Source organism: Arthrobacter sp. TMS2-4 (assembly GCF_054511075.1).
Genome location: NZ_JBTNDI010000001.1, coordinates 490,244 through 515,652, shown reverse-complemented (window position 1 = coordinate 515,652; position 25,409 = coordinate 490,244). Strand labels below are relative to the sequence as shown.

At 70.2% G+C, this 25,409-nt stretch carries 24 protein-coding genes; 6 read left to right on the top strand and 18 right to left on the bottom strand.

Features of this window, described 5'->3' with window-relative positions; genetic code table 11:
• Positions 1 to 74: 74 nt before the first annotated feature.
• The 8 genes from ACX80F_RS02370 to ACX80F_RS02335 all read right to left on the bottom strand — a co-directional run bounded on the left by ACX80F_RS02370 (position 75) and on the right by ACX80F_RS02335 (position 6,632).
• The gene (locus ACX80F_RS02370; protein WP_459334771.1) at positions 75 to 887 is read right to left on the bottom strand and encodes a F0F1 ATP synthase subunit delta; all 813 of its coding nucleotides are present in this window, start codon (positions 885 to 887) and stop codon (positions 75 to 77) included.
• Positions 887 to 1,441: a F0F1 ATP synthase subunit B gene (locus ACX80F_RS02365; protein WP_434993840.1), complete on the bottom strand. Its 555-nt coding sequence runs from the start codon at positions 1,439 to 1,441 to the stop codon at positions 887 to 889. Before ACX80F_RS02365 ends, ACX80F_RS02370 begins: the two co-directional genes overlap by 1 nt.
• A gap of 50 nt (positions 1,442 to 1,491) precedes the next feature.
• Positions 1,492 to 1,707, bottom strand: a complete 216-nt coding sequence (locus ACX80F_RS02360) for an ATP synthase F0 subunit C (protein ID WP_019481292.1) — start codon at positions 1,705 to 1,707, stop codon at positions 1,492 to 1,494.
• A 75-nt stretch (positions 1,708 to 1,782) separates the two neighbouring features.
• Complete coding sequence (gene atpB / locus ACX80F_RS02355) at positions 1,783 to 2,604, bottom strand: F0F1 ATP synthase subunit A (protein WP_459334770.1); 822 nt, start codon at positions 2,602 to 2,604, stop codon at positions 1,783 to 1,785.
• A gap of 85 nt (positions 2,605 to 2,689) precedes the next feature.
• Positions 2,690 to 3,007: a hypothetical protein gene (locus ACX80F_RS02350; RefSeq protein WP_459334769.1), complete on the bottom strand. Its 318-nt coding sequence runs from the start codon at positions 3,005 to 3,007 to the stop codon at positions 2,690 to 2,692.
• A 1-nt stretch (position 3,008) separates the two neighbouring features.
• A complete protein-coding gene (locus ACX80F_RS02345) occupies positions 3,009 to 3,518 on the bottom strand; it encodes a hypothetical protein (RefSeq protein ID WP_459334768.1) in 510 nt (169 codons plus the stop codon).
• A 139-nt stretch (positions 3,519 to 3,657) separates the two neighbouring features.
• Entirely contained in the window at positions 3,658 to 4,680 is a 1,023-nt protein-coding gene (locus tag ACX80F_RS02340) for an MraY family glycosyltransferase (RefSeq protein WP_459334767.1), read from the bottom strand.
• On the bottom strand, positions 4,677 to 6,632 hold the full coding sequence (locus ACX80F_RS02335; RefSeq protein WP_459334766.1) for a polysaccharide biosynthesis protein: 1,956 nt from the start codon (positions 6,630 to 6,632) through the stop codon (positions 4,677 to 4,679). Before ACX80F_RS02335 ends, ACX80F_RS02340 begins: the two co-directional genes overlap by 4 nt.
• A gap of 200 nt (positions 6,633 to 6,832) precedes the next feature.
• Between ACX80F_RS02335 and ACX80F_RS02330 the strand changes: the two genes are divergently transcribed.
• Both ACX80F_RS02330 and ACX80F_RS02325 read left to right on the top strand, forming a co-directional pair.
• Positions 6,833 to 7,807: a glycosyltransferase gene (locus ACX80F_RS02330; protein WP_459334765.1), complete on the top strand. Its 975-nt coding sequence runs from the start codon at positions 6,833 to 6,835 to the stop codon at positions 7,805 to 7,807.
• On the top strand, positions 7,807 to 8,757 hold the full coding sequence (locus ACX80F_RS02325) for an NAD-dependent epimerase/dehydratase family protein (RefSeq protein WP_459334764.1): 951 nt from the start codon (positions 7,807 to 7,809) through the stop codon (positions 8,755 to 8,757). Before ACX80F_RS02330 ends, ACX80F_RS02325 begins: the two co-directional genes overlap by 1 nt.
• Before the next feature lies 1 nt (position 8,758).
• Here the strand turns inward: ACX80F_RS02325 and ACX80F_RS02320 are convergent, their stop codons facing one another.
• From ACX80F_RS02320 to argS, 10 genes are all read right to left on the bottom strand, one after another.
• Positions 8,759 to 9,457 (bottom strand): L-threonylcarbamoyladenylate synthase, encoded by a 699-nt coding sequence (locus ACX80F_RS02320; RefSeq protein WP_459334763.1) that lies wholly within the window; start codon positions 9,455 to 9,457, stop codon positions 8,759 to 8,761.
• A gap of 69 nt (positions 9,458 to 9,526) precedes the next feature.
• Positions 9,527 to 10,468 (bottom strand): glycosyltransferase, encoded by a 942-nt coding sequence (locus ACX80F_RS02315; protein ID WP_459334762.1) that lies wholly within the window; start codon positions 10,466 to 10,468, stop codon positions 9,527 to 9,529.
• Positions 10,465 to 11,334 carry a peptide chain release factor N(5)-glutamine methyltransferase gene (gene prmC / locus ACX80F_RS02310; RefSeq protein ID WP_459334761.1) on the bottom strand — a complete coding sequence of 290 codons (870 nt, stop codon included), beginning with the start codon at positions 11,332 to 11,334 and terminating at the stop codon, positions 10,465 to 10,467. Before prmC ends, ACX80F_RS02315 begins: the two co-directional genes overlap by 4 nt.
• A 2-nt stretch (positions 11,335 to 11,336) precedes the next feature.
• Complete coding sequence (gene prfA / locus ACX80F_RS02305) at positions 11,337 to 12,416, bottom strand: peptide chain release factor 1 (RefSeq protein ID WP_459334760.1); 1,080 nt, start codon at positions 12,414 to 12,416, stop codon at positions 11,337 to 11,339.
• Positions 12,417 to 12,541: 125 nt separating this feature from the next.
• Positions 12,542 to 14,728, bottom strand: coding sequence for a transcription termination factor Rho (rho, locus tag ACX80F_RS02300; protein ID WP_459334759.1), 2,187 nt, complete (start codon positions 14,726 to 14,728; stop codon positions 12,542 to 12,544).
• A gap of 330 nt (positions 14,729 to 15,058) precedes the next feature.
• Complete coding sequence (gene thrB, locus ACX80F_RS02295) at positions 15,059 to 16,042, bottom strand: homoserine kinase (protein WP_459334758.1); 984 nt, start codon at positions 16,040 to 16,042, stop codon at positions 15,059 to 15,061.
• Between the two features lies 1 nt (position 16,043).
• Positions 16,044 to 17,147 carry a threonine synthase gene (gene thrC / locus ACX80F_RS02290; RefSeq protein WP_459334757.1) on the bottom strand — a complete coding sequence of 368 codons (1,104 nt, stop codon included), beginning with the start codon at positions 17,145 to 17,147 and terminating at the stop codon, positions 16,044 to 16,046.
• The gene (locus ACX80F_RS02285) at positions 17,148 to 18,479 is read right to left on the bottom strand and encodes a homoserine dehydrogenase (RefSeq protein ID WP_459334756.1); all 1,332 of its coding nucleotides are present in this window, start codon (positions 18,477 to 18,479) and stop codon (positions 17,148 to 17,150) included. It abuts the gene before it with no gap.
• Positions 18,476 to 20,047: a diaminopimelate decarboxylase gene (lysA, locus tag ACX80F_RS02280; RefSeq protein WP_459334755.1), complete on the bottom strand. Its 1,572-nt coding sequence runs from the start codon at positions 20,045 to 20,047 to the stop codon at positions 18,476 to 18,478. The genes ACX80F_RS02285 and lysA overlap by 4 nt, the downstream gene beginning before the upstream one ends.
• Complete coding sequence (gene argS, locus ACX80F_RS02275; protein ID WP_459334754.1) at positions 20,044 to 21,693, bottom strand: arginine--tRNA ligase; 1,650 nt, start codon at positions 21,691 to 21,693, stop codon at positions 20,044 to 20,046. Before argS ends, lysA begins: the two co-directional genes overlap by 4 nt.
• Before the next feature lie 214 nt (positions 21,694 to 21,907).
• On the opposite strand from argS, the gene ACX80F_RS02270 reads away from it, so the two are divergent.
• From ACX80F_RS02270 to ACX80F_RS02255, 4 genes are all read left to right on the top strand, one after another.
• Positions 21,908 to 22,438 carry an FMN-binding protein gene (locus ACX80F_RS02270; RefSeq protein ID WP_459334753.1) on the top strand — a complete coding sequence of 177 codons (531 nt, stop codon included), beginning with the start codon at positions 21,908 to 21,910 and terminating at the stop codon, positions 22,436 to 22,438.
• A 5-nt stretch (positions 22,439 to 22,443) separates the two neighbouring features.
• A complete protein-coding gene (locus tag ACX80F_RS02265; RefSeq protein ID WP_459334752.1) occupies positions 22,444 to 23,304 on the top strand; it encodes an FAD:protein FMN transferase in 861 nt (286 codons plus the stop codon).
• On the top strand, positions 23,301 to 24,812 hold the full coding sequence (locus tag ACX80F_RS02260) for an FAD-dependent oxidoreductase (RefSeq protein WP_459334751.1): 1,512 nt from the start codon (positions 23,301 to 23,303) through the stop codon (positions 24,810 to 24,812). The genes ACX80F_RS02265 and ACX80F_RS02260 overlap by 4 nt, the downstream gene beginning before the upstream one ends.
• 111 nt (positions 24,813 to 24,923) lie before the next feature.
• Positions 24,924 to 25,325 carry a VOC family protein gene (locus ACX80F_RS02255; RefSeq protein WP_459334750.1) on the top strand — a complete coding sequence of 134 codons (402 nt, stop codon included), beginning with the start codon at positions 24,924 to 24,926 and terminating at the stop codon, positions 25,323 to 25,325.
• Positions 25,326 to 25,409 lie beyond the last annotated feature (84 nt).

The following is a 25,409-nucleotide window of genomic DNA, read 5'->3' as shown; positions in this document are numbered from 1 at the left end:
GATCACCATGGGATGCGTGGCGACCGGTGTGTGATTCAGTGGGTGTGGCGCGGATCGGACAAGGCGCGAGCGCCCTATCCCGCCAGCCTGCGGCGAAGTTCGGACAGCCGCGTGATGACGGTCGAATCGACCATCTCGTCGCCCACGTTGACGCGGACTCCGCCGATCAGTGTGGGGTCTACCGTGACGTTGACCTTGAGCTCGCGGTTGTACATGGTGTTCAGACCGGACTCCAGCCGTTCGAGCTGGCTTGCCGTCAGCGGACGGGTGACGCTGACATTGGCGATCCAGCGCTGCTGGCGCGCGGCGACCAGTTCGAGGAACCGTTCGACGAGGATTGCGGGCTTCAACCCGCGCGGCGACCGCACGGCCTGTTCGATGAGGAGCTTGCCGGCGGGCCCTGCCTGGGGCACGAGCTTGAGGCCGAGGACCACCTTCGACTCCGCGGTGGCCTGCGCGTCCGAGAGCGCCCTCTGCAGGGCGTGGTTCGAAGCGACCACCTGGATGAAGGAGAACAGCTCGTTCTCGAGCCGGTCCAGGCCCTCCACACCGTTGCCGCGCTCGGCCACCGCGATGACCACGGTCGCCGCGAGGGTCTCCAGGGCATCACCGATGTCGCGGGCGTTGGCCCACCGCTCGCTGACGAGGTCCCTGACCACGGCTGCAGCTTCGGACGAGACGCGGCCGGCGATCAGCTGATCGACGAGCACCGCCTTGTCCTTGCCGGTGCGGGAAGGATCCGTGAGTGCGCGGCGCAGCCCGGCATTGCTGTCGAGGATCGACAGCACGCCGAACAGCTCCTCTGCGAGGCCCAGGGTCGCGCCCTGCAGGCGGGACTCCAGCCCTTCACGGACCGTTGCCAGGGACTGGCTCGATACTCCTGCCATTACTTCGCCGCACCTGCGCTCTGTGACGAAGTCTCGAGGTCAGCGAGGAAGCGGTCGATGACGCGGGACGAGCGGGCGTCGTCCGCGAGGGACTCCCCGACGATCCGGCTCGCGAGATCGGTCGCGAGCGTGCCGACCTCCGCGCGGAGCGAGACCACGGCGGCCTGGCGCTCGGCTTCGATCTGGACGTGGGCCTGCTCGGAGATGCGTGCCGACTCGGCGGCCGCCTTCTCCTTCAGGTCCGCGAGGATCTGGGCACCCTCGGCACGTGCTTCCTCACGGATGCGGTTGGCCTCGGTGCGGGCGTCCACAAGCTGCTGCTTGTACTCTTCCAGCGCCGCGTTGGCCTCCGCCTGTGCGGCTTCCGCCTTGGCGATACCGCCCTCGATGGCAGCCGTCCGTTGTTCGAACGTCTTCTCGAATGCCGGCATGACGTACTTGATGACGATGAACATCAGCACGGCGAAGCCGGCCAATGTCACGAGGAACTCCCACCAGTTCGGTGCGAGCGGGCTTGTGCCCTCCTCCGCCGCCATAATCGCTGCGTTAAGCATTTTTCACCCGTCTTTCTTCAGCTGGTCTTCGGTCGGTCAGGGCGGCCTTGTCAGGCGCCGATGACGAAGGCGAAGACGAGACCCAGGATCGCGAGGGCTTCGGTCAGCGCCAGGCCGAGGAAGGCGATGGGCTGGAGAACACGCTGCGCCTCGGGCTGGCGAGCCACACCATTGATGTAGGCCGCGAAGACGAGACCGACGCCGATACCACCGCCGATTGCGGAGAGACCGTATCCAACGAGGTTGAGGCTACCCTGTACTTCCATTGTGTTCCTTTCAAGATGCCGCCTTGATGCGACAGGTTGCTTGGGATCATCCCCGACGGGGAAGACTTGTGTGAATCAGTGAGCGTCCGCGTGCAGCGCGCCTTCGATGTAGATCGCGGCGAGCAGCGTGAAGACGTAGGCCTGCAGGATCATGATCAGCACCTCGAGCATGTACATCGCGATGGCGCCGAGAAGGACCAGGACGCTGGTTCCCTGCAGCAGGATGTTGCCGGTCATCACCATGTACTCGATGGCGGATCCGGCGAGGGTCACGATCAGGTGGCCGGCGAGCATCGTCGCGAAGAGTCGCAGCGAGTGGGTGACAGGACGGACGATGAAGTTCGAGATGATCTCGATCGGCACGACGATCGGCAGGATGTACCACGGGACGCCCGAGGGGACTACGGCCAGCTTGAAGTAGCGGAGGCCGTGCTTCTGGATGCCGATGCCCACCCAGAGCAGGTAGAAGATCGCCGCGATGGCGTAGGCACTGCCCGGGTGGGAGAAGCTGGGCAGCTGCAGGAACGGGATGGCCCCGAAGATGTTGTTCACCAGCACGAAGAAGAACGCGGTGAACAGCCACGGGACGTACCGCATGAAGTCCCTGCCGCCGATGATGTCCTTGCCGATGGAGTTGCGGACGAAGCCGTATGCGGACTCGCCGAGGAACTGCACCTTGCCGGGGACCAGCTGGTTGCGCCGTGACGCGACCAGGAAGAATGCGGCGATGAGGACCACGGACAGGATGACCATGAGCATCTGCTTGCCGAAGCCGGGATCGAACCAGACTCCGTAGGCGTCACCCCACGGGAGGATGTCCCGGTAGTGGGTGTCGTCGATAGTCGGGGCTACGAATCCCTCTTCAGTAGTTGCGGCCGGGAGCGCAAGCGCGATCAACGCGTTTCCTCTCTGCAGTGTCCATCGTTGGGCAAGATCTGTTCGGCCGCAGCGTGACTGGTCCGACTCATGAAGTTCTGGGGATTCACTCCGGTTCATCCTCGGCACCGGACGTCGACCGGGCTCCGCGCTGCGGATCCGGCGTGTGGTTCTGGGTGAGGTTGTGCATGTGGGAGAGGTAGAAACCCCCTGCTGCACCTACGAACGCTCCCGCCAGCACCAACCAGCGCGTGTCGAGGAGATTATCCAGCCCCCAGCCTATCAAACTCCATACCGCGATCCCGCCAATCATGTAGCTCAGGACCGCGATACCGGCGTTGTAGCCGCCGTTGGAGAATCGCGCTTCACCCGGCGTCGGGGTGTCGCCGGAGGAGTCGCCGGGGCCGTGGGAAGGTCCGGTCACGTCAGTGCCCTTCCCGTCGCGAGGGCGCGGGGGGACCCGCCACCGCCCCGGGCGTGTCGTCGTAGAGGGGCGTACGGAGCCGCGAGAACGCGACGACCTCCGCGACCTGCCACACGACGACGGTTGCGAGGGCGCCCCAGAAGAACCAGGTCCGGTCCAGCCAGCCCGGCGTCCCGAACAGGAACAGGACGGCGGCGAACCCCACGACCTTGATGGCGTAGGTGACGGCGAACAACCCGAGCGCCCCGGAGGGGTTGGTCCTGCCGGTGAAGTGGCCGATGAGGAGGCTGAGGCCGAAGAACACCATGACGAGGGCCGCGCCGAACAGGACACTCAGGCCGGCGGCGGGTGAGGCCGCCAGCAGCGCCGCGATCGCGAGCAGGACGGCGACCGACGCTCCCCCGGCCGCACTCCATCCGAGGATGCGCAGCCAGGGACTCTCCGTGGGCCCCGACGCCGGGGAGAACGTCGCATGGTCGGCTCCGGTGGCCGGGTCCTCCGGTCGTGGCACGTGCTGTCCGCTCTGTCGGCTGCGCCGTGGGCGCCCTGCTGGTCCCCGAACGACGGCGTCGTGAGGTCTGGGGCCGGAACTGCGGGACGGTGGGTCACCGCGCCCGGCGCCTGAAATTCTACCCCACAGGGGGGTTCGATCAGGCGTCGATCGCCGCCCGACGACGCGCGAGTGCCCGGAAGATCCGCGGGGAGTAGAGGTACAGCGCGACCACGGCCGCGGCGAACAGCGAGGCCGATACCGCGAGCGGCGCGGGCGCGGTGGCGAGCACGAAGCCCGCAGCACCGGTGAGTGCGGACAGCACGCTCACGAAGAGCGCGACCTGCACGTGGTTCAGCCCCGTGTCGGTGAGCCTCTGGTACACGTGCTGCCGGTGCGCGACGGCCAGCCGCTCCCCGCGCCGCGCACGGCGCAGGAACGTGGTGAACGTGTCCGCCAGATAGATGAGCACCGGCGAGAGGAGGTACTCGAGGTAGACGCCCGCGAGCAGGCCCGTGACGGCGATGGCCGCGATCGACGCCCCGAGCAGGTAGCTGCCGACGTCGCCCAGGAACACGAAGCCCCGGCCCAGGTTCCAGGGCAGGAAGCCTGCGAAGGCGGCGGCGACCACGAGCCCGGCGACCGTGAGCCACAACTGGTCGCTGAGGAACCCGGCCCACGAGTAGAAGAGGCCCACGACCACCCCGTGCATGCCGGAGATGCCGTTGATGCCGTCCATGAAGTTGGCGGCGTTGATGTACGTGGCCACGGCGACCGCCCCGACGGGGACCCACCAGTAGCTGCTGTCCTCGATGGTCGTCGCGAGGACGACCGTGCCGAGCACCCCGATCAGGAGCTGCGCGGTGGCCCGCACCCGGATGGTCAGGCCGCGGAAGTCCTCGATCCAGCCCAGGGTGGCGGCCGCCCCCACCATTCCGATCACGGCGAGGATGAGCGAGCGGTCGACGGCGACGAGCCCGATGGCCAGGGAGACGGCCAGTGCCACGAGGATCGCGACCGCGACGGCCATCCCCATGCCCCGGATCACGACTGTGGTGTGCGAGGAGCGGTCGTTGGGGATGTCGACCACACCCCACCGCTTCAGCAGGGGCTTCACGGCCACGGGCAGCGCGAGGGACAGCCCCAGGGCGACGAGCCCGACGATCACCAGGTCGGCGCTCATGCTGCGGGTCCGGCGCTGGCGGTGGACGGCGCCGGGCTGGCGGCCGGTCGTGGGGTGCCGGCGGCCGGAGGCGCGGTGCCGGCGGGACGGCCCGCGACGTCCCGGCCGTCCTCCGGGAGGACGTCGAGCTGCCCCTGCCCGAAGCCACCCTCGGTCTTCCAGCGCTGGAGGCTCAGCGTGCCCGGGTTCAGCGCGTCCACGGACGTGTGGGAGATCTTCGGGTGCAGGGGACGGGAATCGTTCTCGCCCACGCCCATCAGGTCCTCGTGCATCTTCTCCCCCGGCCGCAGGCCCGTGAAGACGATGTCGATGTCCTTGCCGGACATCGCGATCATGCGCTGGGCGACGTCGAGGATCTTCACGGCCTCACCCATGTCGAGGATGAGCACCTCCCCTCCCCTGCCGATCGCGCCCGCCTGGACGACGAGCTGGCAGGCCTCGGGGATGGTCATGAAGAAGCGCGTCACCTCGGGGTCGGTCACCGTGATGGGACCGCCGTTGCGGATCTGCTCGGTGAACAGCGGCAGCATGGAACCACGGCTGCCGATCACGTTGCCGAAGCGCACCGACACGTACCGCTGGCCCGTGGCCTCGGCGTGCCAGGACGTGAGCTTCTCGGCGACACGCTTGGAGTGGCCGAGGACGCTCGTGGGGTCCGCCGCCTTGTCCGTGGAGATGTTGACGAAGTTGGTCACGCCGACGGCCGCGGAGGCCCGGAGGACGTTGAGCGAACCCTGGACGTTCGTCTTCCAGGCTTCCTCCGGGTACTGCTCGAGCAGGGACACGTGCTTGAGGGCGGCCGCGTGGAAGACGACCTCGGGCCGGCGGTCCTCGAAGATGTTCAGCAGGGCGTCCGCGTCCCGGATGTCGGCGAGGACGGTGTCGCGGCCGGTCAGCAGGCCGCGCCCGGTGAGCGAGATCTGCGTGGACTGCAGCCCGCTCTCGTCGCGGTCGAGCATGATGAGCTCGGACGGGGCGAAGGCCGCCAGCTGGCGGCACAGTTCGGAGCCGATCGACCCACCCGCCCCGGTCACGAGCACGCGCTTGTCCGCGACGTACCCGGCAACCTCGTCCGGGTGGATGTCCACCGGACGGCGTCCGATGAGGTCCTCGACGGCCACCTCGCGGAAGTCCGCGATGGCGGCGCCTGCGGCTCCGAGCATGTCCCGGAGCGGGGGCAGGACGAGCACCCTGATGCCGAGGCCGGCCACGAGGTCGGATACGCGGCGCACCTGCGCGGCCTCCACCTCGGAGAACGCGATGACCAGGACCGAGGCCTGCGTCCTCGACACGACGTCCCGCAGGTCGTCTACCCGCCCGAGGACGGGCACGGTGGAGAGCCGCAGGTGCTTCTTGGCCGGATCGTCGTCGATCAGGCCGACCGGGAAGTAGGGCGAATCCGGGTCCTGCATCATGCGGCCCACGAGCGAGTTGCCGAGGAACCCCGCACCGTAGATGAGCGTGCGCTGCGCGTCCTCGCCGGGCTTCGCCTTGCTCTCCACGTACATCCGCTTGAGGTAGCGGGTGGCGGCCAGGAACATGCAGGCGAACGGGAACGCGATGACGCCGATGCTGCGCGGGACCTCGATGACCGTGAAGAACGCCACGCTGACGAGCACCAGGATGACGGCGACCAGCACCGCGACGATGACGAGGAGCTTCGCCTCGTGGAAGCTCCCGAAGCTGTACCTCCCCCGGTACAGCGCGAAGCTGAGGCCCACCGCCAGCTGCGAGACGACGGCCACCGCGCAGAACACGGCGATGCCCGGGACGTTGATCTCCTTGACGAGGAGTTCGTAGCGGAGGATCAGCGCGAGCAGGATGGCCACGATCCAGGCGGCGGCGTCCAGCAGGTACTGCGACCACAGCCAGATGGCCGGTTTGTCACCGGAGGCGGCCAGGGCCGTCGAGCCGGTTGTCCGGGCGGAGGCCCGGCCTTCGTTGAGTCCCATGATTCCTAACGGTGTCATGCAGGCGGTCCACCGCAAACCGGGCGTGCGGCTGCCCGGGAGCGCCCGTCACCCGTGGTGTCGGACCCGTCCGGCCGGGGCTGGAACACGGTGTAATAGACTGCTGGTACCCCAGAATACTAACCGCCCCGCCTGTGCCAGGTCCGTTCCGCACCGTCATGGCGCGGCCCGGAAGGAACAGGTTGCACGTCCCCGACGCCGGCTCTCCCCGTGTATTCCTCGTGGTCACGACCTTCAACCGGGCGGCCCTCCTGCAGGAGCTCCTCGAGTCGATCGCGGCGCTCCGACCGGCGCCCGCCGCCGTCGTCGTGGTCGACAACGCCAGCTCCGACGGCACCGGCGACGTCCTCGCCGACATCCGTCTCCCGGTACCTCTCATCGTGGAGCGCCTGCCCGTGAACGCGGGCGGCTCGGGCGGCTTCGCGGCCGGCGTCGCGCGCGCCCTCGAGGAGGGTGCCGACTGGCTCTGGCTGATGGACGACGACGTCGTCGTCCTCCCCGACGCCCTCGCGTCCTTCGAGCCCTGGATGAGCCGGTACTCCTGCATCCACGGACGCCGCTACGACGCCGCGGGCCGGCCCTTCTTCTGGCAGCACGTCCTCGACGAGTACACCGGCGTCCATCTGCCGGTCCGGGGTGACGTCTTCGCCGGGTCGCCGGTCTTCCACACCAACGTGGCGTGTTTCGAGGGAATGCTGATCGCGGCGGACGTCGTCCGCGAGATCGGCCTGCCCGACGCCCGGTTCTTCCTCAACGGCGACGACCTCACCTACGGGTGGCTCGTCTCCCGGCGGTACCCCGTGGCGTACATCGACGCCTTCGTGCTCCGCAAGACACGCGCGCAGCGGCAGGTCGACCTCGGCGTCCGGCACCTGAACGAGTCGAGCGACCTGTCGCGTTTCTGCGGGATGCGCAACCGCGGGCACCTTGCGCGGTATCTCCAGCTCCATGGCCGCTACCATCGGGCAGGATTCGGTCTCGGCACGTTCCTGTCCGCCGCGAAGGAGCTCGTCCGCCTGGTCGCCGTCGAGCGCTCGATCTCCGGCGCCTCCCACGTGTGGCGAGGGTGGCGGGCCGCCCGCGTGATCCTCCGTGATCCCCACTGGCAGCCCGAGCCGCCCCTGCCGGACACCGTCCGCCGGACGGGCGGTTCCTGATGCGCTGGCTGGTGCTCGGCGGCTCCGGCTTCGTCGGCTCGGCGGTGCTGCGGGCCCTGCACGCGGCGGGCATCGACGCGCACGCCCTGTCCGCGCCGCGGTTCACGACGACGGCCGACGCACCGGAGGCCCTCCTCGCTGCCGCGGCCGCCGCGGACACCGCCGGGCTGGAGACCGCGTTGGCGGGATATGACGTCGTCGTGAATGCGGCCGGCCTCGCCACCCCCTCGGCGACCGACGGTGCGGACCTGCTCGGTGCCAATGCCCTGCTGCCCGCCGTGCTCGTCCGCGCGGCGTCGGCCGCAGGGGTCCGCCGCCTGATCCACCTCAGCAGCGCAGCCGTGCAGGGCCGGACACCGATGCTCGACGAGACCGGGACCGTCCGGCCCTTCTCGGCCTACTCCCGCAGCAAGGCGCTCGGCGAGCAGGCACTGGAGGCCGCGGCGGCGCGGGAGCGGTCCCTGTCCGTCGTGACGGTGCGGGCCACGTCGGTGCAGGGCGAGGGGCGTCCGACGACGGCGGCCCTGGCGCGTCTTGCCCGCTCGCCGCTCGCCTCGGTGGCATCCCCGGGGACCGCGCGATCGCCGGTCACGTCGGTCGACACTCTCGCGGAGCTGGTCCTGGCCGTCGGCCGCCATCGCGGCGTCCTTCCGGCACGGGTGCTGCAGCCCTGGGAGGGCCTCACGGTGCGCACGGTCCTCGAGGCGGCGGGCGGGCACCCCCGGGTGCTGCCGGCGGTGCTGTGCCGCTCCCTTGTCCGGACCGGCTATCTGCTCTCGGCCCTGGTGCGCGGACGCCTCGACGGGCACGTGCGGCGCGCCGAACTGATGTGGTTCGGCCAGGACCAGGTGACCGGCTGGGCCGCTGAGCAGGGCCTGGTCCCGGCGGGCAGGATCCGCGACGTCCTCGCCGACGCGCGCCGGGCAATCCCGGGGACCGGCGGGCGCTGAGCTATGTCCCGGCGGCCGGCGCGGCGGGAGCCCCGCCGTCGATCCCGCCGTCGATCCCGACGACGCCCGGCACGACCTCCCGCAGCTGCCCGAGCGACACAGTGCCCTGCCGGACCACGCGCAGTGCCTCCCCTGTCGCGTCGACGATGGTGGATCCCGTGCCACCGGCGTCGGCCCGCGGACCGGCGTCGAGGTAGACGGCCACCGACTCCGAGAGCTGCCCGGCGGCCTCTGCCGCCGTCGTCGCGGCCGGGTGGCCCGTCCGGTTCGCGGAGGACACCGCGAGCGGGCCGGTGAGCGTCAGCAGTTCGAGAGCCAGATCGTCGTCGGGCATGCGCAGCGCGACGGTGCCGAGGGTGTCCCCGAGATCCCAGGTGAGTGATGGCTGCGCCAGGCAGATGAGGGTGAGGCCGCCGGGCCAGAACGCTTCGGCGAGACGGCGGGCGTCGGGGTGGATGTCGGTCGCGAGGCCGTCGAGGGTCTCGATCCGCGGGATCAGGACCGGGGGTGGCATGTTCCGTCCGCGCCCCTTGGAGGCGAGCAGGGTGGCCACGGCCTGCGGGGAGAAGGCGTCCGCGCCGATGCCGTAGACGGTGTCGGTCGGCAGGACGATGCACTGCTTGAGCGATACCGCGCGCTGGGCGGCGGCCAGCCCTTCGCTTCGCTGGGCGGGATCGGAACAGTCGTAGCTCGTTGTCACCCGATCATCCTTCCACTGCTGGACGCGGCCGCGCACATCGGGCGCGTCCACCCGCCCGAGGCCCGTGCATCAGGACGACGGGGGCGGTCCGAAGCCTGTCCCGCGGAGCCCCGCGGAGTAGGCGGCGAACCAGGCCCGCAGGCCCCTGACGTCGCGCTGCGTGATGAAGTAGTAGGGGAAGCCGATGACGTCCGCCACGAACCACCGGAGGTTGCGGTACTTGCGGGCGAGGTAGGCGCGGTTCCGGAAGTAGGAGAATCGTTTGAAGTCGCCGTCGGGGATCACCGGGGTGATGAATCCGCCGAAGATCGGCTTCATCTCCGACCACGTGGCCGGATGCCGCACCGCCACCGTGGCGAGTGTCCCGTACTTCAGGCCGGCCTTCCGCACTCGCGCCAGGAAGTCCACCTCGTCGCCGCGGATGAAGAACTTCATGTCCGGCAGGCCGATCGTCGAGAACACCTCCGCGCGGACGAGGGCACCGTTGAAGAAGTGCACCATGTCGGGCAGGTAGCCCTTGGCCTCGAGGGCGGCGCGGTCGTTCGTCAGCAGTCCGTTGATACGGAAGTTGAAGGACAGCCGCGAGGGGTCGGACGTCGCCGCGACGAGCGGGCTCACGATGTCGAGGTCGTGGTCGTGCGCGGCCTTCAGCAGCTCGGCGAGGCACCGGCCGTCCTCGGGGTGGCCGTCGTCGTCCATGAGCCAGATCCACTCGGCGCCGCTCGCGATGGCCGCGAGGATGGCGAAGGCGAAGCCGCCTGCTCCCCCGAGGTTGGCCTCCGAGCGCAGGTAGTGGATGGTGCCGCCGGCCGCCGTGGCGGCGTCGACGACGTCGGTCGCGGGTTTCGTCCCCGAGTCGACGAGGGCCACGGTGCCGATCGGTGCGGTCTGGGCCGCGAGGGAGCGCAGGAGCTGTGCCAGTTCCTCGTGCCGGTCGTAGGTGACCGCCGCGACGGCGACCGTGGCGGTCACGCCCGCGTCCGGCCGGGCGGGTGGGGTGTGCTCGGTCATCGGTGTGCCTCTCGGGTGTCGTTCGCCGGGCCGGCGGTGGTCAGCACGGCGCTCGTGGCGCGGTCGCGGCCGGTGAGGTCCTGGTGCGTGGAGACCGCGGTCCAGAGGCCCGTCCGCTCGAGGAAGGCGGAGACCCACGGGGCCTGCACCTCCGCGTGCTCCATCACGAAGCACCCTCCGGGCTTCAGCAGGCGGGCCGCGGACGCCGCGGCGGCGCGGGGCAGCTCCAGGCCGTCCGCTCCCCCGCCGTACAGTGCCATCCGCGGGTCGTGCTCGGCCACCTCCGGCTCGTGCGGTACGGCGCCGGCGGGGATGTAGGGGGGATTGGAGACCACGATGTCGAACGTCCCGTCGTGCTCAGGGAGGGCCGTGGCGAGGTCGCCCTGCACCAGCTGCACGCCGTAGCGCGCGAGATTCGGTCCCGCCCAGGCGAGGGCGAGGTCGCTGAGTTCGACGGCGTACACGTCGGCGCCGGGCACCTCATCGGCGACGGCGGCGGCGATGGCGCCGGACCCCGTGCCGAGGTCGACGATCCTGGGCGCGGCGAGGCCCAGGGCCCGGTCGATCACGAGTTGCGCGACGGTCTCGGTCTCCGGCCTCGGGACGAAGACACCGGGGCCCACGGACAGCTCGATCCGGCGGAAGTACGCGACGCCGGTCAGGTGCTGCAGCGGCACGCGCCGGGCACGCTCGTCGACGAGGGCCTGGAAGCCCACGGGTACCGCCGATCCCATCAGCGCCAGGGCCCGCAGCCGTCCGCGGGAGACTCCCAGCAGGTGGGCGGCCAGCAGCTCGGCGTCGACCCGCGGACTGGGGACACCCGCCGCGCGGAGCTGCCGTTCGGCGGCCCGCAGGGCTTCCTCCACGACTACTCGTCCGCGCCGATGGCGTCCAGGCGGGCCTGCTCGTCCATCTCGATGGCCGACTGCACCACGGGCTCGAGGTCTCCGTTCATGACGGCGTCGAGGTTGTAGGCCTTGTACCCGGTCCGGTGGTCGGCGACGCGGTTCTCCGGGTAGTTGTACGTGCGGATGCGCTCCGAACGGTCCATCGTGCGGATCTGTGACTTCCGGATGTCGGAGTTGGCGGCGTCGATCTTCTCCTGCTCGTGGGCGAGGATACGGGAGCGGAGCACGCGCATCGCGGCTTCACGGTTCTGCAGCTGGGACTTCTCGTTCTGCATGGCGACGACGATCCCGGTGGGCAGGTGCGTGATACGCACGGCCGAGTCGGTCGTGTTCACGGACTGGCCGCCCGGGCCCGAGGAGCGGTAGACGTCGATCTTGAGGTCGTTCTGGCTGATCTCGACCTCTTCGGGCTCGTCCACCTCGGGCAGCACGAGCACGCCGGCGGCCGAGGTGTGGATGCGGCCCTGCGACTCGGTGACGGGCACGCGCTGGACGCGATGCACCCCGCCCTCGAACTTGAGGCGTGCGTAGACGCCCTCCGCGGGGTCGTTCGAGGACCCCTTGATGGCCATCTGCACGTCCTTGTACCCGCCGAGGTCGGACTCGTTCGCGGAGATCAGCTCGGTCTTCCAGCCGCGGGACTCCGCGTAGCGCGTGTACATGCGGAGGAGGTCGCCGGCGAACAGCGCGGCCTCGTCGCCGCCCTCGCCGCCCTTGACCTCGATGATGACGTTGCGGCTGTCGTTCGGGTCGCGGGGGATGAGGAGTCGGCGCAGCTTCTCCTGCGCCGTCGCGAGCTGCTCCTCGAGGACGGGCACCTCGGCCGCGAACTCGGGATCCTCGGACGCCATGCCGCGGGCGGCCTCGAGGTCGTCCTCGAGCGCGCTCCAGCGGTTGTGCGCGTCGACGATGCGCCCCAGTTCCGCGTACCGGCGGCCGAGCCGGCGGGCCAGCGACTGGTCGGCGTGGACCGCCGGGTCGGCGAGCTGGTCCTGCAGCTCGGAGTGTTCGTCGAGCAGTCCCTGGATGGACTCAAACATCGGATGTACCTCTTTCGGCTTGTGCAGCCAGTCTACGAAGGTCGAGGGGGCAGAGAATCCCGGTTAACGGGCAAAGCCGCTCGTACTGCCGGCCGGGGCCGGCAGTACGAGCGGCGGGGTAAGCCCTAGTCGGAGTCCTTGGAGCCCAGTGTGGTCTTCTGGACCTGCATCAGGAACTCGACGTTGGACTGCGTCTCCCGGATCTTGTTGGTGAGCAGTTCCAGGGCCTGCTGGGTCTCAAGGCCCGACAGGACGCGGCGCAGCTTCCACATGATCTTGACCTCGTCGGGCGAGAGCAGGTTCTCCTCGCGACGCGTGCCGGAGGCATTGACGTCGACGGCGGGGAAGATGCGCTTGTCGGCGAGGTTCCGCGAGAGGCGGAGCTCCATGTTGCCGGTGCCCTTGAACTCCTCGAAGATGACCTCGTCCATCTTGGACCCGGTCTCCACGAGGGCGGTCGCGAGGATGGTGAGCGAACCACCGTTCTCGATGTTGCGGGCGGCACCGAAGAAACGCTTCGGCGGGTACAGCGCCGCGGAGTCGACGCCACCGGAGAGGATACGGCCCGACGCCGGAGCGGCCAGGTTGTAGGCGCGGCCGAGGCGGGTCATCGAGTCCAGGAGCACGACGACGTCCATGCCCATCTCGACGAGACGCTTGGCACGCTCGATGGAGAGTTCGGCGACCGTGGTGTGGTCGTCGGCGGGGCGGTCGAACGTCGAGGCGATGACCTCTCCCTTGACCGTCCGCTGCATGTCCGTGACTTCTTCGGGACGCTCGTCGACGAGGACCATCATGAGGTGGACCTCAGGATTGTTGATCGTGATGGCGTTGGCGATCGCCTGCAGGATCAGGGTCTTGCCGGCCTTGGGCGGCGACACGATCAGGCCACGCTGGCCCTTGCCGATCGGGGCTACGAGGTCGATCACGCGGGGACCGATCTTCTTCGGGTCCGTCTCGAGGCGCAGGCGGTCCGAGGGGTACAGCGGGACGAGCTTCGCGAACTCGACGCGGTCCTTCAGCTCCTCGGCAGGCTTGCCGTTGATGGAGGTGACACGGACCAGCGCGTTGAACTTCTGGCGGGTGCTGGCCTGGGTCTCGCCCTCGCGGGGAGCACGGATGGCTCCGACGACGGCGTCGCCCTTGCGCAGGTTGTGCTTCTTGACCTGGGCGAGCGAGACGTAGACGTCGTTCGGGCCCGGAAGGTAGCCGGAGGTACGCACGAAGGCGTAGTTCTCGAGGACGTCGAGGATGCCCGCGACGGGCAGCAGGACGTCGTCGTCGGTGACCTCGACGTCGTCGACCTCGGGGTTCTGGTTCCGGCCCCGACGGCGGTCGTTGCGCTCGTTGCGGTCACGGAAGCGGCTGTTGCGGTCCTCGGGACCGTTCCCTCCGTTGCGGTTCGCACGGTTGCGGCGGTTGCGTCCGCGGCCCTCGTCCTCGTTGGAGTTGTTGCCGCGGTTGTCGCTGCGCTCGTTGCCGCTGCGGCCGCCGTCGTTCTGGCCGTCGTTGGTCGACTGGCCGTTCGACGGGCTGTTGAACTGGTTGCCCGACTGGTTGCCCGACTGGTTGCCCGAGCCGTTGCCCGACTGGTTGTCGTCCCGACCGTTGCGGGAGCGGCTGCGTCGCTCGCCGCGGGCGTCGCCCTGCTGCCCGGATGGGGAGTCGGCCTGCGCCTCGCCCTGCCCGGCGTTGGTGGACTCGCCCACCGCGCCGTTGGAGGACTCGTTCTGGCCCGAGGGCGCGTCGGAGCGGTCCTCGCCGCGGCGGTTGCGGCGGTTGCGCTGGTTGCGGCCGCCGTTCTCGCGGTCGCCGCGGTCCTGCTGCTCGGAGCCCGCGCCTTCCTCGGCGACGTCGCGCGACGGGGCCTCGGCCTGGTCGGCGGTTGCGGTATCGGCCGCCGGCACGGAGACCACGCCGTCGCTGCCCGCGCGGCGGTTGCGGTTACGGGTACGGGGCTGGCGCTCGGCCGGGGCGGACTGCGCGTCCTGCCCCCGGGTGTCCTCTGCCCCGGTCTGGGTGCCGTCCGCAACAGGTCGCTCTGCCTCGGCAGTGCGCTCGGTGCGCTCGGTGCGGACGCTGGGGGCCTGCTGCCGGTCGGCGACTGCCCCACCGCGCTGGTGGTCGGAGATCGCGGAGACGAGATCGCTCTTGCGCATCCTCGACCCACCGGTGATGCCGAGCTGGCCGGCAAGCGCCTGCAGCTGCGCGAGCTTCAGGCCGGCAAGCCCACTGCTCTTGGAAGTCGTTGCGCCGGTTGCTTCAGCGTCTTGGGTGGCCACACCTGGTAACAGGTCAGTGGTTTCAGTCACGAAGGATCCTTCCCCCTCGTCGGGCGGCCACATGATCAGTGGTCCGCGGTGGTTTGCCCCGTGCCGCATATGAAGCAGGCGGGGGATCAGCCGAACCGGATGTGATCCGGCAGGCCTGGATGATGCTGGGAGCCAGAGAATGTCCCTGCGCGGGAGGATGAGTCCATACGCTCCGGGATAGGGTCGGAGGCTACACCGTCAGGATGTGCTGCTGCTGATGGTACCTGCAGTGTTGCGGCGGTCCAGAGAGGACGGCCGACTCAACAGAAGCACACGGCACATCTCGCCACGTACTGTCGAGATGCACAGTAGGTCGGCGTGAACGCCGCACTACCCGTGGTGCCTTCCTATTTTAGCACCTTCCCGCTCCACAGCCAGCCGGAGCACCCGCCATGCTCCCGGCGTGTCGCCCACGCCGATCAAGCGGTGCAGCGCCTCCTCGGCCGCGTCGGCTCCGGCCTCTCCCACGGCGAGGGTCAGGACGCTGGGCCCCGCCCCGGAGATGGTGCTGGCGAACCCGGCGGCGCGCAGCCCGCGCAGCAGGGTGGCGCTCGTCAGCATGGCCGGCGCGCGGAAGTCCTGGTGGATCGAGTCGTGCGTGGCGGGGAACAGCAGGGACGGATCGGCGCCGAGCGCATGCACCATCAGGGCCGCCCGGCCTGCGTTGGCCGCGGCACTGGCGTGGGACACGGACGCGGGAAGCAGCGCCCGGGCGCTCTCGGTGGAGAGCGCCAGGTCGGGCACCGCGAGGATCGGGACGACGTCCGGGTGCACCTCCACGCGTGTGCTGTGGAACGCCCGCCCGCTCTCCCAGGAGATCGCGAGGGCGCCCATCAGGGCGGGGGCTACGTTGTCCGGGTGTCCCTCGATCGAGGCGGCCCACTGCAGGAGGTGTGCGGCGTCCATCCGCTCGTCGACCGGCAGCAGCGCGTTGCCGGCGAGGACCCCTGCGACGATCGCGGACGCGGAGGAGCCGAGGCCCCTGCCGTGCGGGATCACGTTCACGGTGTCGAGTTCGAGACCCGGAGCACGGCGCCCCGCCCGGTGGAGGGTGCTGATGAGGGAGCGCGCCACGAGGTGCCTCCCGTCGAGCGGCAGGTCGTCGGCACCCTCTCCCGTGGGCCGCACGGTCGTCGAGCCCGACGTCGTCGTGCGGACGCGCACGGTGTCGTGGAGCGAGAGCGCCAGTCCGAGCGCATCGAAGCCGGGACCGAGGTTCGCGCTCGTGGCGGGGACGCTGACCTGGACGTCCTGGCCGGCTGCGACGAGCGGGAGGTCGAGCAGGTCCTCCGGGAGGAGTGCCGCATGCAGCATGTCAGTCCTCGAGTCCCAGGGCGGCGGCGACGCTCACGACGTCGAACTCCACCTTGGTGGGCTCGACGTCGGCCCCGTCCGCGGTGCGCAGCGCCCACTGCGGGTCCTTGAGCCCGTGGCCGGTGACGGTGATAACGATCGTCTTGCCCGTCGGGACGACGCCCTCGGCATGCTTCTTCAGCAGGCCGGCGACACCCGCGGCGGACGCGGGTTCGACGAAGACGCCCTCGCGGGAGGACAGCCAGCGGTGGGCGTCCAGGATCTCCTCGTCGGTCACGGCCTCGATGAGCCCGCCGGACTCGTCGCGCGCGGCGACCGCGAAGTCCCACGACGCCGGGTTGCCGATGCGGATGGCGGTCGCGATGGTGTCCGGCTCGGTGATCGGGTGGCCCTTCACGAGCGGCGAGGCGCCCTCCGCCTGGAAGCCCCACATGATCGGGGTGTGCGTCGCGACGGCGGGGAGTTCGCCGTGGTACATGGAGTCGTAGGGTGCGGCGTACTCCTTGTAGCCCTTCCAGTACGCGCTGATGTTGCCCGCGTTGCCCACCGGCATGAGGTGGTAGTCCGGGGCGTCGCCGAGGGTGTCGACGACCTCGAAGGCCGCCGTCTTCTGTCCCTCGAGGCGCGCCGGGTTCACCGAGTTGACGAGGAATACCGGGTACGCCTCCGCGAGCTTGCGGGCGACGTCGAGGCAGTTGTCGAAGTTGCCGTTGACCTGCAGCAGCTGCGCGCCGTGCGCGATGGCCTGGCTCAGCTTGCCCATCGAGATCTTGCCGTCCGGCACGAGCACGGCGCACGTGATGCCGGCCTGCGTGGCGTAGGCAGCGGCCGAGGCGGAGGTGTTGCCCGTGGAGGCGCAGACCACGGCCTTCGCTCCGGCGGCGACGGCGGCGGTCATCGCCATGGTCATGCCCCGGTCCTTGAAGGATCCCGTGGGATTCATGCCTTCGACCTTGAGGTAGACGCTCGAACCCGTCAGCTCACTCAGGTGCCGGGCGTGCACGAGCGGCGTGCCGCCCTCGCCGAGGGTGATGACCTCGGTGGTGTCGGTGACGGGCAGGCGTTCGGCGTATTCGCGGATGACTCCGCGCCACTGGTGGGCCACTTAGATTCCCTCTACTCGGAGCACGGATGAGACGGCGGTGATGACCTCGAGCGCAGCGACCTGCTCGACGGTCGCGGCGAGGGACGCCTCGGGTGCGCGATGGGTGACGATGCGCAGTTCCGCGGTGGTGGTGCCGTCGGGCCCGCCCTGGTGGATGCGCTGGCGCATGGTCTCGATGGAGACGCCGTTCTCGGCGAAGATCTGGGCGATCCGGGCGAGGACACCCGGCTGGTCCGCGACCTCGAGGCCGATGCAGTAGCTCGTCCGGACGGTGTCGATGCTCAGCGGCGGGACGTGCCCGGTGGTGGTCTCGGTGCGGCCCGGTCCGCCGAGCACCATGCGGCGCGCCGCGCTGATGACATCGCCCAGCACCGCCGAGGCCGTGGGGGTTCCGCCGGCTCCCTGGCCGTAGAACATCAGTTCCCCGGCGTTCTCCGCCTCGATGAACACGGCGTTGAACGCGCCCCGGACGGCGGCCAGCGGGTGGGTGCGCGGAAGGAGCGTGGGGTGGACGCGGACACCTACCCCGGCAGCACCGGCGTCATCGGTGAGTATCTCGGCGATGGCCAGCAACTTGATGACGTAGCCGTCCTCCGCCGCGGCGGCGATGTCGTCGGCCGTGACCGAGGTGATGCCCTCGCAGTGGACGTCCTCGAGGGCGAAGCGGGTGTGGAAGGACAGCGAGGCGAGGATCGCCGCCTTCGCGGCGGCGTCGTGGCCCTCGATGTCGGCGGTCGGGTCCGCCTCCGCGTACCCGAGATCCTGCGCGTCCTTGAGTGCATCGGCGAAGGAGGCTCCCGTGGAGTCCATCTGGTCGAGGATGTAGTTCGTGGTCCCGTTGACGATGCCGAGCACACGCGTGATGCGGTCGCCGGAGAGGCTGTCCCGGATGGGGCGCAGGATCGGGATGGCGCCCGCGACGGCGGCCTCGTAGGAGAGCTGGACGCCTGCGGCGTCGGCCTGCTCGTAGAGCTCGGGGCCGTCCTGGGCTAAGAGCGCCTTGTTGCCGCTGACCACCGTGGCCCCGTGCCCGATGGCGCGGAGGATCAGGGACTTCGCGGGCTCGATGCCGCCCATGAGCTCGATGACGATGTCGGCGTCCTCGACGAGCTTCTCGGCGTCGAGCGTCAGGAGCCCGGCGGGGAGGTCGACGTCACGTCGGCCGTCGAGGGTACGGACCGCGATCCCGACGAGTTCGAGGGGCGCTCCGGCACGGCGTCCGAGGTTCTCCGCGTCCTCGAGCAGGATGCGGGCAACCTGCGAGCCGACGTTGCCGCAGCCGAGCAGGGCGACGCGGAGGGGCTGGCGGGAAGGCGTGGCTGGGGTCATCATACGGTCCGTGGTGCTCCTGGTTCCGGGGCGGGTGAGGCGGCGTCGTGCGACGCCGGTGGGCGCTGGACGTCCCTGCGGAACAGGTCCTCCTCGGTCTCGCCGCGCACGATCAGCCGGGCACGGCCGTCGGCCACCGCCACGACGGGCGGGCGCGTCAGGTAGTTGTAGTTGCTCGAGAGCACCCAGCAGTAGGCTCCGGTGCCCGGGACGGCGAGGAGGTCACCGGCTTTGGTGTCCTCGGGGAGGTAGACGTCCCGCACCACAATGTCACCGCTCTCGCAGTGTTTTCCAACCACGCGGGAGAGCACCGGGTCCGCCTCGGGCATCCGGGAGGCCAGGGCGGCCGAGTAATCCGCGCCGTAGAGCACCGGGCGGGCGTTGTCGCTCATGCCGCCGTCCACCGACACATAGCGTCGCGGGTGCGTAACGGAGGCGTCCTGCAGTTCCTCGGACCCGTTGGCCGCGGCGTCCACGCGCACGGTCTTCGTGGTGCCGGCGGTGTACAGCGTGAACGTCGTGGGACCGACGATGGCGCGACCGGGTTCGATCGAGATCCGCGGGACCTGCAGGCGCAGCTCCCGGCAGGTCGTGCCGACGACGGACGCCATGGCGCGGGCGATCTCCGCCGCCGGTCGCGGTTCGTCCTCCTCGGTGTAGGCGATGCCGTAGCCGCCGCCGAGGTCGAGTTCGGCGAGTTCGACGCCGTGCCGGTCGCGGACCTCCGCGAGGAAGCCGAGCAGCCGCTGTGCTGCCAGTTCGAAGCCCTCGGGCTCGAAGATCTGCGACCCGATGTGGCAGTGCACGCCCAGGAGGTTGACGCCCGGGTGGGCGAGGGCGTCCGCGACGGCGCGCGCGGCGGGCGAGGCGACGTCGTCCTGACCCCCGCCCTCCCCCGGAGCCTGGCCGGGGCCCTGCTCGGTGGTGAGGGACAGGCCGAACTTCTGGTCCTCGTGCGCCGTGGCGATGAATTCGTGCGTGGAGGCGTGGACGCCCGGCGTCAGGCGGAGCATCACGTTGGCGCGGCGCCCGCGCTGCACGGCCAGGTCGCCGACGAGGGCGACCTCCTGCAGGCTGTCGACGACGATCCGGCCGAGGTCGGCGTCGATGGCGCGCGTGATCTCCGCCGCGGACTTGTTGTTCCCATGGAGCCCGAGCCGGTGGCCGGGCATGCCGGCGCGGAGGGCGACGGCGAGTTCCCCGCCCGAGCAGGTGTCGAGGCCGAGGCCTTCCTCGCGGACCCAGTGGACCACCTCGGTGCACAGGAAGGACTTGCCGGCGTAGAAGACGTCCACTCCCCCGCAGAGGTCGCGGAAGGCGTCGTCGAAGGCGTCGCGGAATGTCGCGGCGCGCGAGCGGAAATCGCGCTCGGACATGACGAACAGCGGGGTGCCGTACTCGTCGGCGAGGTCGGTGACGGTGACACCGTCGATGCGCAGCACTCCGTCGTCGCCGCGCTCCACGTCCTCGGCCCACAGCTTCGCGTCCAGCCGGGCCTGGTCCTGAGGGAGCGTGAGCCATTCGGGGGCGAGCGGTGAGGCCTCGGTCGGCGCGGCCCTGTCCACCGTCACATCCTCTCCGGTGCGGAGACGCCGAGGAGGTCGAGGCCGTTGGCCAGGACCTGCTGGGTGGCGTTGTTCAGCCACAGGCGTGAACGGTGGACGTCCTCGACGGGCGCGTCGCCGAGCGGCGCGACCCGGCAGGCGTCGTACCAGCGGTGGTAGGTCCCGGCGATCACCTCGAGGTGGCGGGCCACCCGGTGCGGCTCGCGGAAGGTTGCGGCCTGCGCGACGACGCCGGGGAACTGGCCGAGGGCCGCGAGCAGCTCACCCTCGGTGGGGTGGCTGAGCGACGCCGCGTCGAAGGACCCGGTGTCCACGCCCGCCGAGACGGCGTTGCGGGCGACGGCGTGGGTCCTGGCGTGGGCGTACTGCACGTAGAACACCGGGTTCTCGTTGGTGCGCCGGGTCAGCAGGTCGAGGTCGATGTCGATGTTCGAGTCCGCGGAGAACCGGGCGAGGGTGTACCGGGCGGCGTCCACACCGACGGCGTCCACGAGGTCCTCGAGCGTCACCACCGTGCCGGCGCGCTTGGACATGCGGACGGGCGCGCCGTTCTGCATGAGGTTCACCATCTGGCCGATCAGCACCTCGACGCTGTCGGGGTCGTCGCCCAGAGCGGCAGCGGCGGCCTTGAGGCGGGCCACGTACCCGTGATGATCGGCGCCGAGCATGATGATGTTGAGGTCGAACCCCCTGCGACGCTTGTTGACGAAGTAGCCGATGTCACCGGCGATGTACGCCGGGGCACCATCGGACTTGATGACCACGCGGTCCCGGTCGTCACCGAAGTCGGTGGACTTCAGCCACCAGGCACCGTCCTCGAAGAAGAGGTTGCCCGATTCCTTGAGTTGCTCGAGCAGCCCACCCACGAAGTTGTTCTCGAACAGCGAGTGCTCATGGAAGTAGACGTCGAAGTCGACACCGAAGTCGTGGAGCGACGCCTTGATGTCGGTGAACATGAAATCGACGCCGACCGCACGGAAGCGCTCGACGGCGTCCGCTTCGGGGAGCGCCAGGATGTCCGGCTCGGCGGCCATCACGCGCTGCGCGATGTCCTCGATGTACTGTCCGCCGTACCCGTCGTCGGGGGCGGGCCTGCCGGCGGCGCTCGCGTGGAGCGAGCGGGCGAACCGCTCGATCTGCGCACCGTGATCGTTGAAGTAGTACTCGCGCACCACGGTGGCACCCTGCGACTGAAGCACCCGGGCGAGAGCGTCCCCTACGGCGGCCCAGCGCGTCCCGCCGATGTGGATCGGGCCCGTGGGGTTCGCCGACACGAATTCGAGGTTGATTTTCTGGCCTGCGAGCGCCGTGCTGCCACCGTACGCCGGGCCCGCCTCGACGATCGTGCGGGCGAGCTCGCCGGCCGCTCCGGCGTCGAGCGTGATGTTGAGGAAGCCGGGGCCGGCGATCTCCACGCTCTTGACGCCCTCGATACCGGCGAGGCGGTCACTCAGGATCTGGGCGAAGTCGCGGGGGTTCATCCCGGCCTTCTTGCCGAGCTGCAGGGCGATGTTCGTGGCCCAGTCGCCGTGCTCACGGTTCTTCGGCCGCTCGACACGCACCTCCGAGGGGAGGTCGATCGTGAGGTCGCCGGCCTCGACGGCGGCCGTCAGGCAGGCGGAAATAGCGGCGGAGAGTTCTTCGGGAGTCACTCGTCCAGCATAGCGGCGCGGTCCCGGCGGCCCGGATTTTCGTGACGTGGGTCAAGTCTCCGCGGGCTCCCGCGGAGGAACAGTCCGGAGCGGTACCGGAAACGAATGGGTGAGGAGATCGTCGGGCTGACCACCGCCGTCGGTTTCAGGTTCAATGATATCGACGGCACGGGCGTTCGCCCGGTCCGCCGCCGCACACCGACAGGAGCACCCCATGACCAGGATCGGCCCCACCCGCACCGCCGTCCGAGCCGCGGCCGGCGCCCCCGGGCTCCGCCACCAGAGGGTCCTGACGGCGCTCGCGGTCGTGTCGATCCTCGGCGCCACAGGATGCGCCGGAGCCGAGGCCGAGGAGCCCACCGGAGGAACGCCGGCTTCCGAACAGCCCGCGACCGACGCTCCCGCGCCGACGGCAGCAGCCGGCGGAGCCGCCGGATCGAGCGGCGGGGCCTACGAGGACGGCACCTACACCGAGACGGGCAACTACCAGTCCCCTGCCGGGCAGGAGGAGGTGGGCGTGACGCTCACCCTCGAGGCCGACGTCGTCACTGCCGTCGAGGTGGAGCCGATGCCCGACAACCCCACGACCACGGAGTACCAGGGCCGCTTCGCGGGCGGGATCTCCGAGGCCGTCGTCGGGAAGAAGCTGGACGAACTGTCCGTGGACAAGGTGGCCGGGTCGTCCCTGACGAGCGGCGGGTTCAACGACGCCCTGGGCAAGATCAAGAGCGAAGCGCAGCTCTAGCCGGGATGGCGGATTCCTTCAGCTTCGAGGCGATCGGCACCGACTGGCGCGTGGACACCGGTGCGGCATTGCTGCCTCCCCAGCGGGCACGGCTGCTGTACCTCGCCGAGGAGTACGACGCGCTCTACTCCCGGTTCCGCGCCGACTCCGGCGTCACGGCCCTGGCGGCTGCGGGCGGCTCGCTGCCTCTCCCGCCCCACGGTGCGGACCTCGGTCGCCTGCTGCGCTCGCTCTACGAGCTCACGCACGGCGGTGTCTCACCGCTCGTCGGTGACCCGCTCGCCGCTCGGGGCTACGACGCCGGCTACTCGCTCACGCCCACGGGGCCGCCTGCCCCCGCCCGGGCCTGGGACGACGTCCTGGTCTGGACGGAGGGCGCCGTCACGCTCCGGGAACCGGCGATCCTCGACGTCGGCGCGGCCGGCAAGGGACAGCTCGTCGACCTCATGGTCGAGTACCTGCACGCCGAGGGCCACGACGACGTGATCGTCGATGCCAGCGGGGACATGCGCAGGGCCGGCGACGGCACCATCACCGTCGCCCTCGAGCACCCCTACGACCCGACGTCGGCGATCGGCGCGGTTCCACTGGGGACCGGCGCACTGTGCGCCTCCGCCTCGAACCGCCGTGCGTGGGGCGACGGCCTGCACCACGTCCTGGATGCGAGGACCGGCCGGAGCGTGGACACCGTCGTCGCGACCTGGGCGATCGCGACGGACGCCATGACCGCCGACGGCCTGTGCACCGCCCTGTTCCTCGCCGATCCCGCCGACCTCGCAGGGACGTTCGCCTTCGACTACGTCCTCATGTATTCGGACGGACGCGCCCGCTGTTCCGCACCCCTCGCAGGAGCCCTCTTCTCATGACCGCAGCGCTCGACGGCCTCCTGGGCCGCATGACCATGTACCGGCTCACGCTGACGCTCCTGGGGATCCTGACCGTCCAGGCGCTGGTCCTCTCGCTGGCCGGCCTGCTCGCATTCACCCCGGCGGAGATCGGCGGGACCCTGGTGGCTGCCGTGGGCGGCACGATCATCGGTACCCGGCTGATGGCGTTGATCCTCCGGCTGCGTCCCCACGGCGAGTCCTCGCTCATCACCGGGCTGATCCTGTTCCTGATCATGTTCCCGTCGGACACCGGAGCGGGGCTCGGGGGCATCCTCGCCGCCGGGGTAGCGGCCGGCGCCTCGAAGTTCCTCCTGGCGGTGCGGGGCCGCCACGTCTTCAATCCGGCGGCGACGGGCGCCGTGGTCGCCACCCTGCTCGGCGTGGGAGTCGCCGGGTGGTGGGTCGCGAATGCCTACATGCTTCCCGTCGTCGCGGTCGCAGGCGCGCTCCTGCTGTACCGGACGCGGAAGCTGTCCATGGCGGCCGTGTTCCTCGTCGTGACCATCGGCATCCTTCTCTACGGCCTGGTGCAGAACGGCGTCATGCCCGCAGCCGGTCTCCAGCTCGTCCTCACCTCCTACCCCGTCCTGTTCCTGCTCGGCTTCATGCTGACCGAACCGCTGACCCTGCCGCCGCTGCGATGGCAGCAGTGGCTCGTCGCCGCCGTCGTGGGCGGGGTGTTCGCCCTGCAGCTCTCCATCGGACCGGTCTTCCTGGGGCCCGAGTTCGCCCTCGTGCTCGGCAACGCCCTCGCCTTCGTCATGGGGCAGCGCCGCGGCGTGCGGCTCTCCCTCGCAGGACGACGGCAGCTGACTCCCACCAGCACGGAGCTGGTCTTCGAGCCCGAGCACCCCGTGCGCTTCCGTGCCGGCCAGTACATGGAGCTGACCCTGCCCCACCGCGGGGTCGACAGCCGCGGCAGCCGCCGGGTCTTCAGCATCACGTCCGCGCCGCAGCAGCGCGACGCGGTGACCTTCGGGCTGCGGACCACCGACGCGGGCAGCTCGTTCAAGAGCGCCCTCCTCGCTCTCCCGGACAACGCGCGCGTCACGGGAACACTCGTCGGGGGCGACTTCCACCTGCCCCGCGATCCGGCGGCGCCCCTGCTGCTGGTCGCGGGCGGCATCGGGGTGACACCGTTCATCAGTCAGCTCCGCGACCTCGCCGAGCGCGGCGAGGAGCGCGACGTCGTGCTCGCCTACGCGGTCCGCACTGAGCAGGAGATCGCCTTCCGGGACGAGCTGGCCGGGCTGGGCACGCGCGTGGTGCTGTTCGTGCCGACGACCGGTGACGCCCCGGCCCTGCCCGGCGAGTGGTCCTTCGCTGGGGCGGAGCCGACGGCGGACGCGCTCCTCGCGGCGGTGCCGGACCTCGCCCGACGGAAGGTCCTCGTCTCGGGCTCCCCCGCGTTCATCGGACGAGTGCGCGCGGCGGTGCGCACAGCAGGCGTCTCGCGCGTGACCACCGACGCCTTCCTCGGCTACTGAACCGCGGTCGGCTCCCGTCCGGCCCTTCTCAACGCTCACGATGCGGCATACTCTGGGCGGCACTTCGGCCGGTGAGGACGGACTCCGGTCGGTGAGGACGAGGAGTGAGCCATGAGGATAGCCCTGACGAGTCTGTTCGTCGACGACCAGCGGGAGGCCCTCGCCTTCTACACCGACGTGCTCGGGTTCGTGAAACGCCAGGACGTCCCCCTCGGCACGTACTCCTGGCTCACCGTGGTGTCCCCCGAATCACCGCAAGGGCCCGAGATGCTCCTGGAGCCGTCCAACCATCCGGCCGTGAAGCCGTTCCGGGATGCCCTGGTCCGGGACGGCATCCCACTGGCCCAGTTCGCGGTCGAGGACGCCGAGGCCGAGTACACCCGACTGAGCGGCAGGGGCGTGACCTTCACCCAGCCGCCGCTGGACATCGGCGCAGCCGTCGTGGCGATCTTCGACGACACCTGCGGCAACCTCATCCAGCTCATGGAGGCGAAGCAGGACGACGAGTCCTAGCCGTGTGGCGCCGTCGCACCGACGGGTCAGGACGCCTCCGGCCTTCCTGAGCAGAATTATTGTTGAACAATCCGATGGACTCGG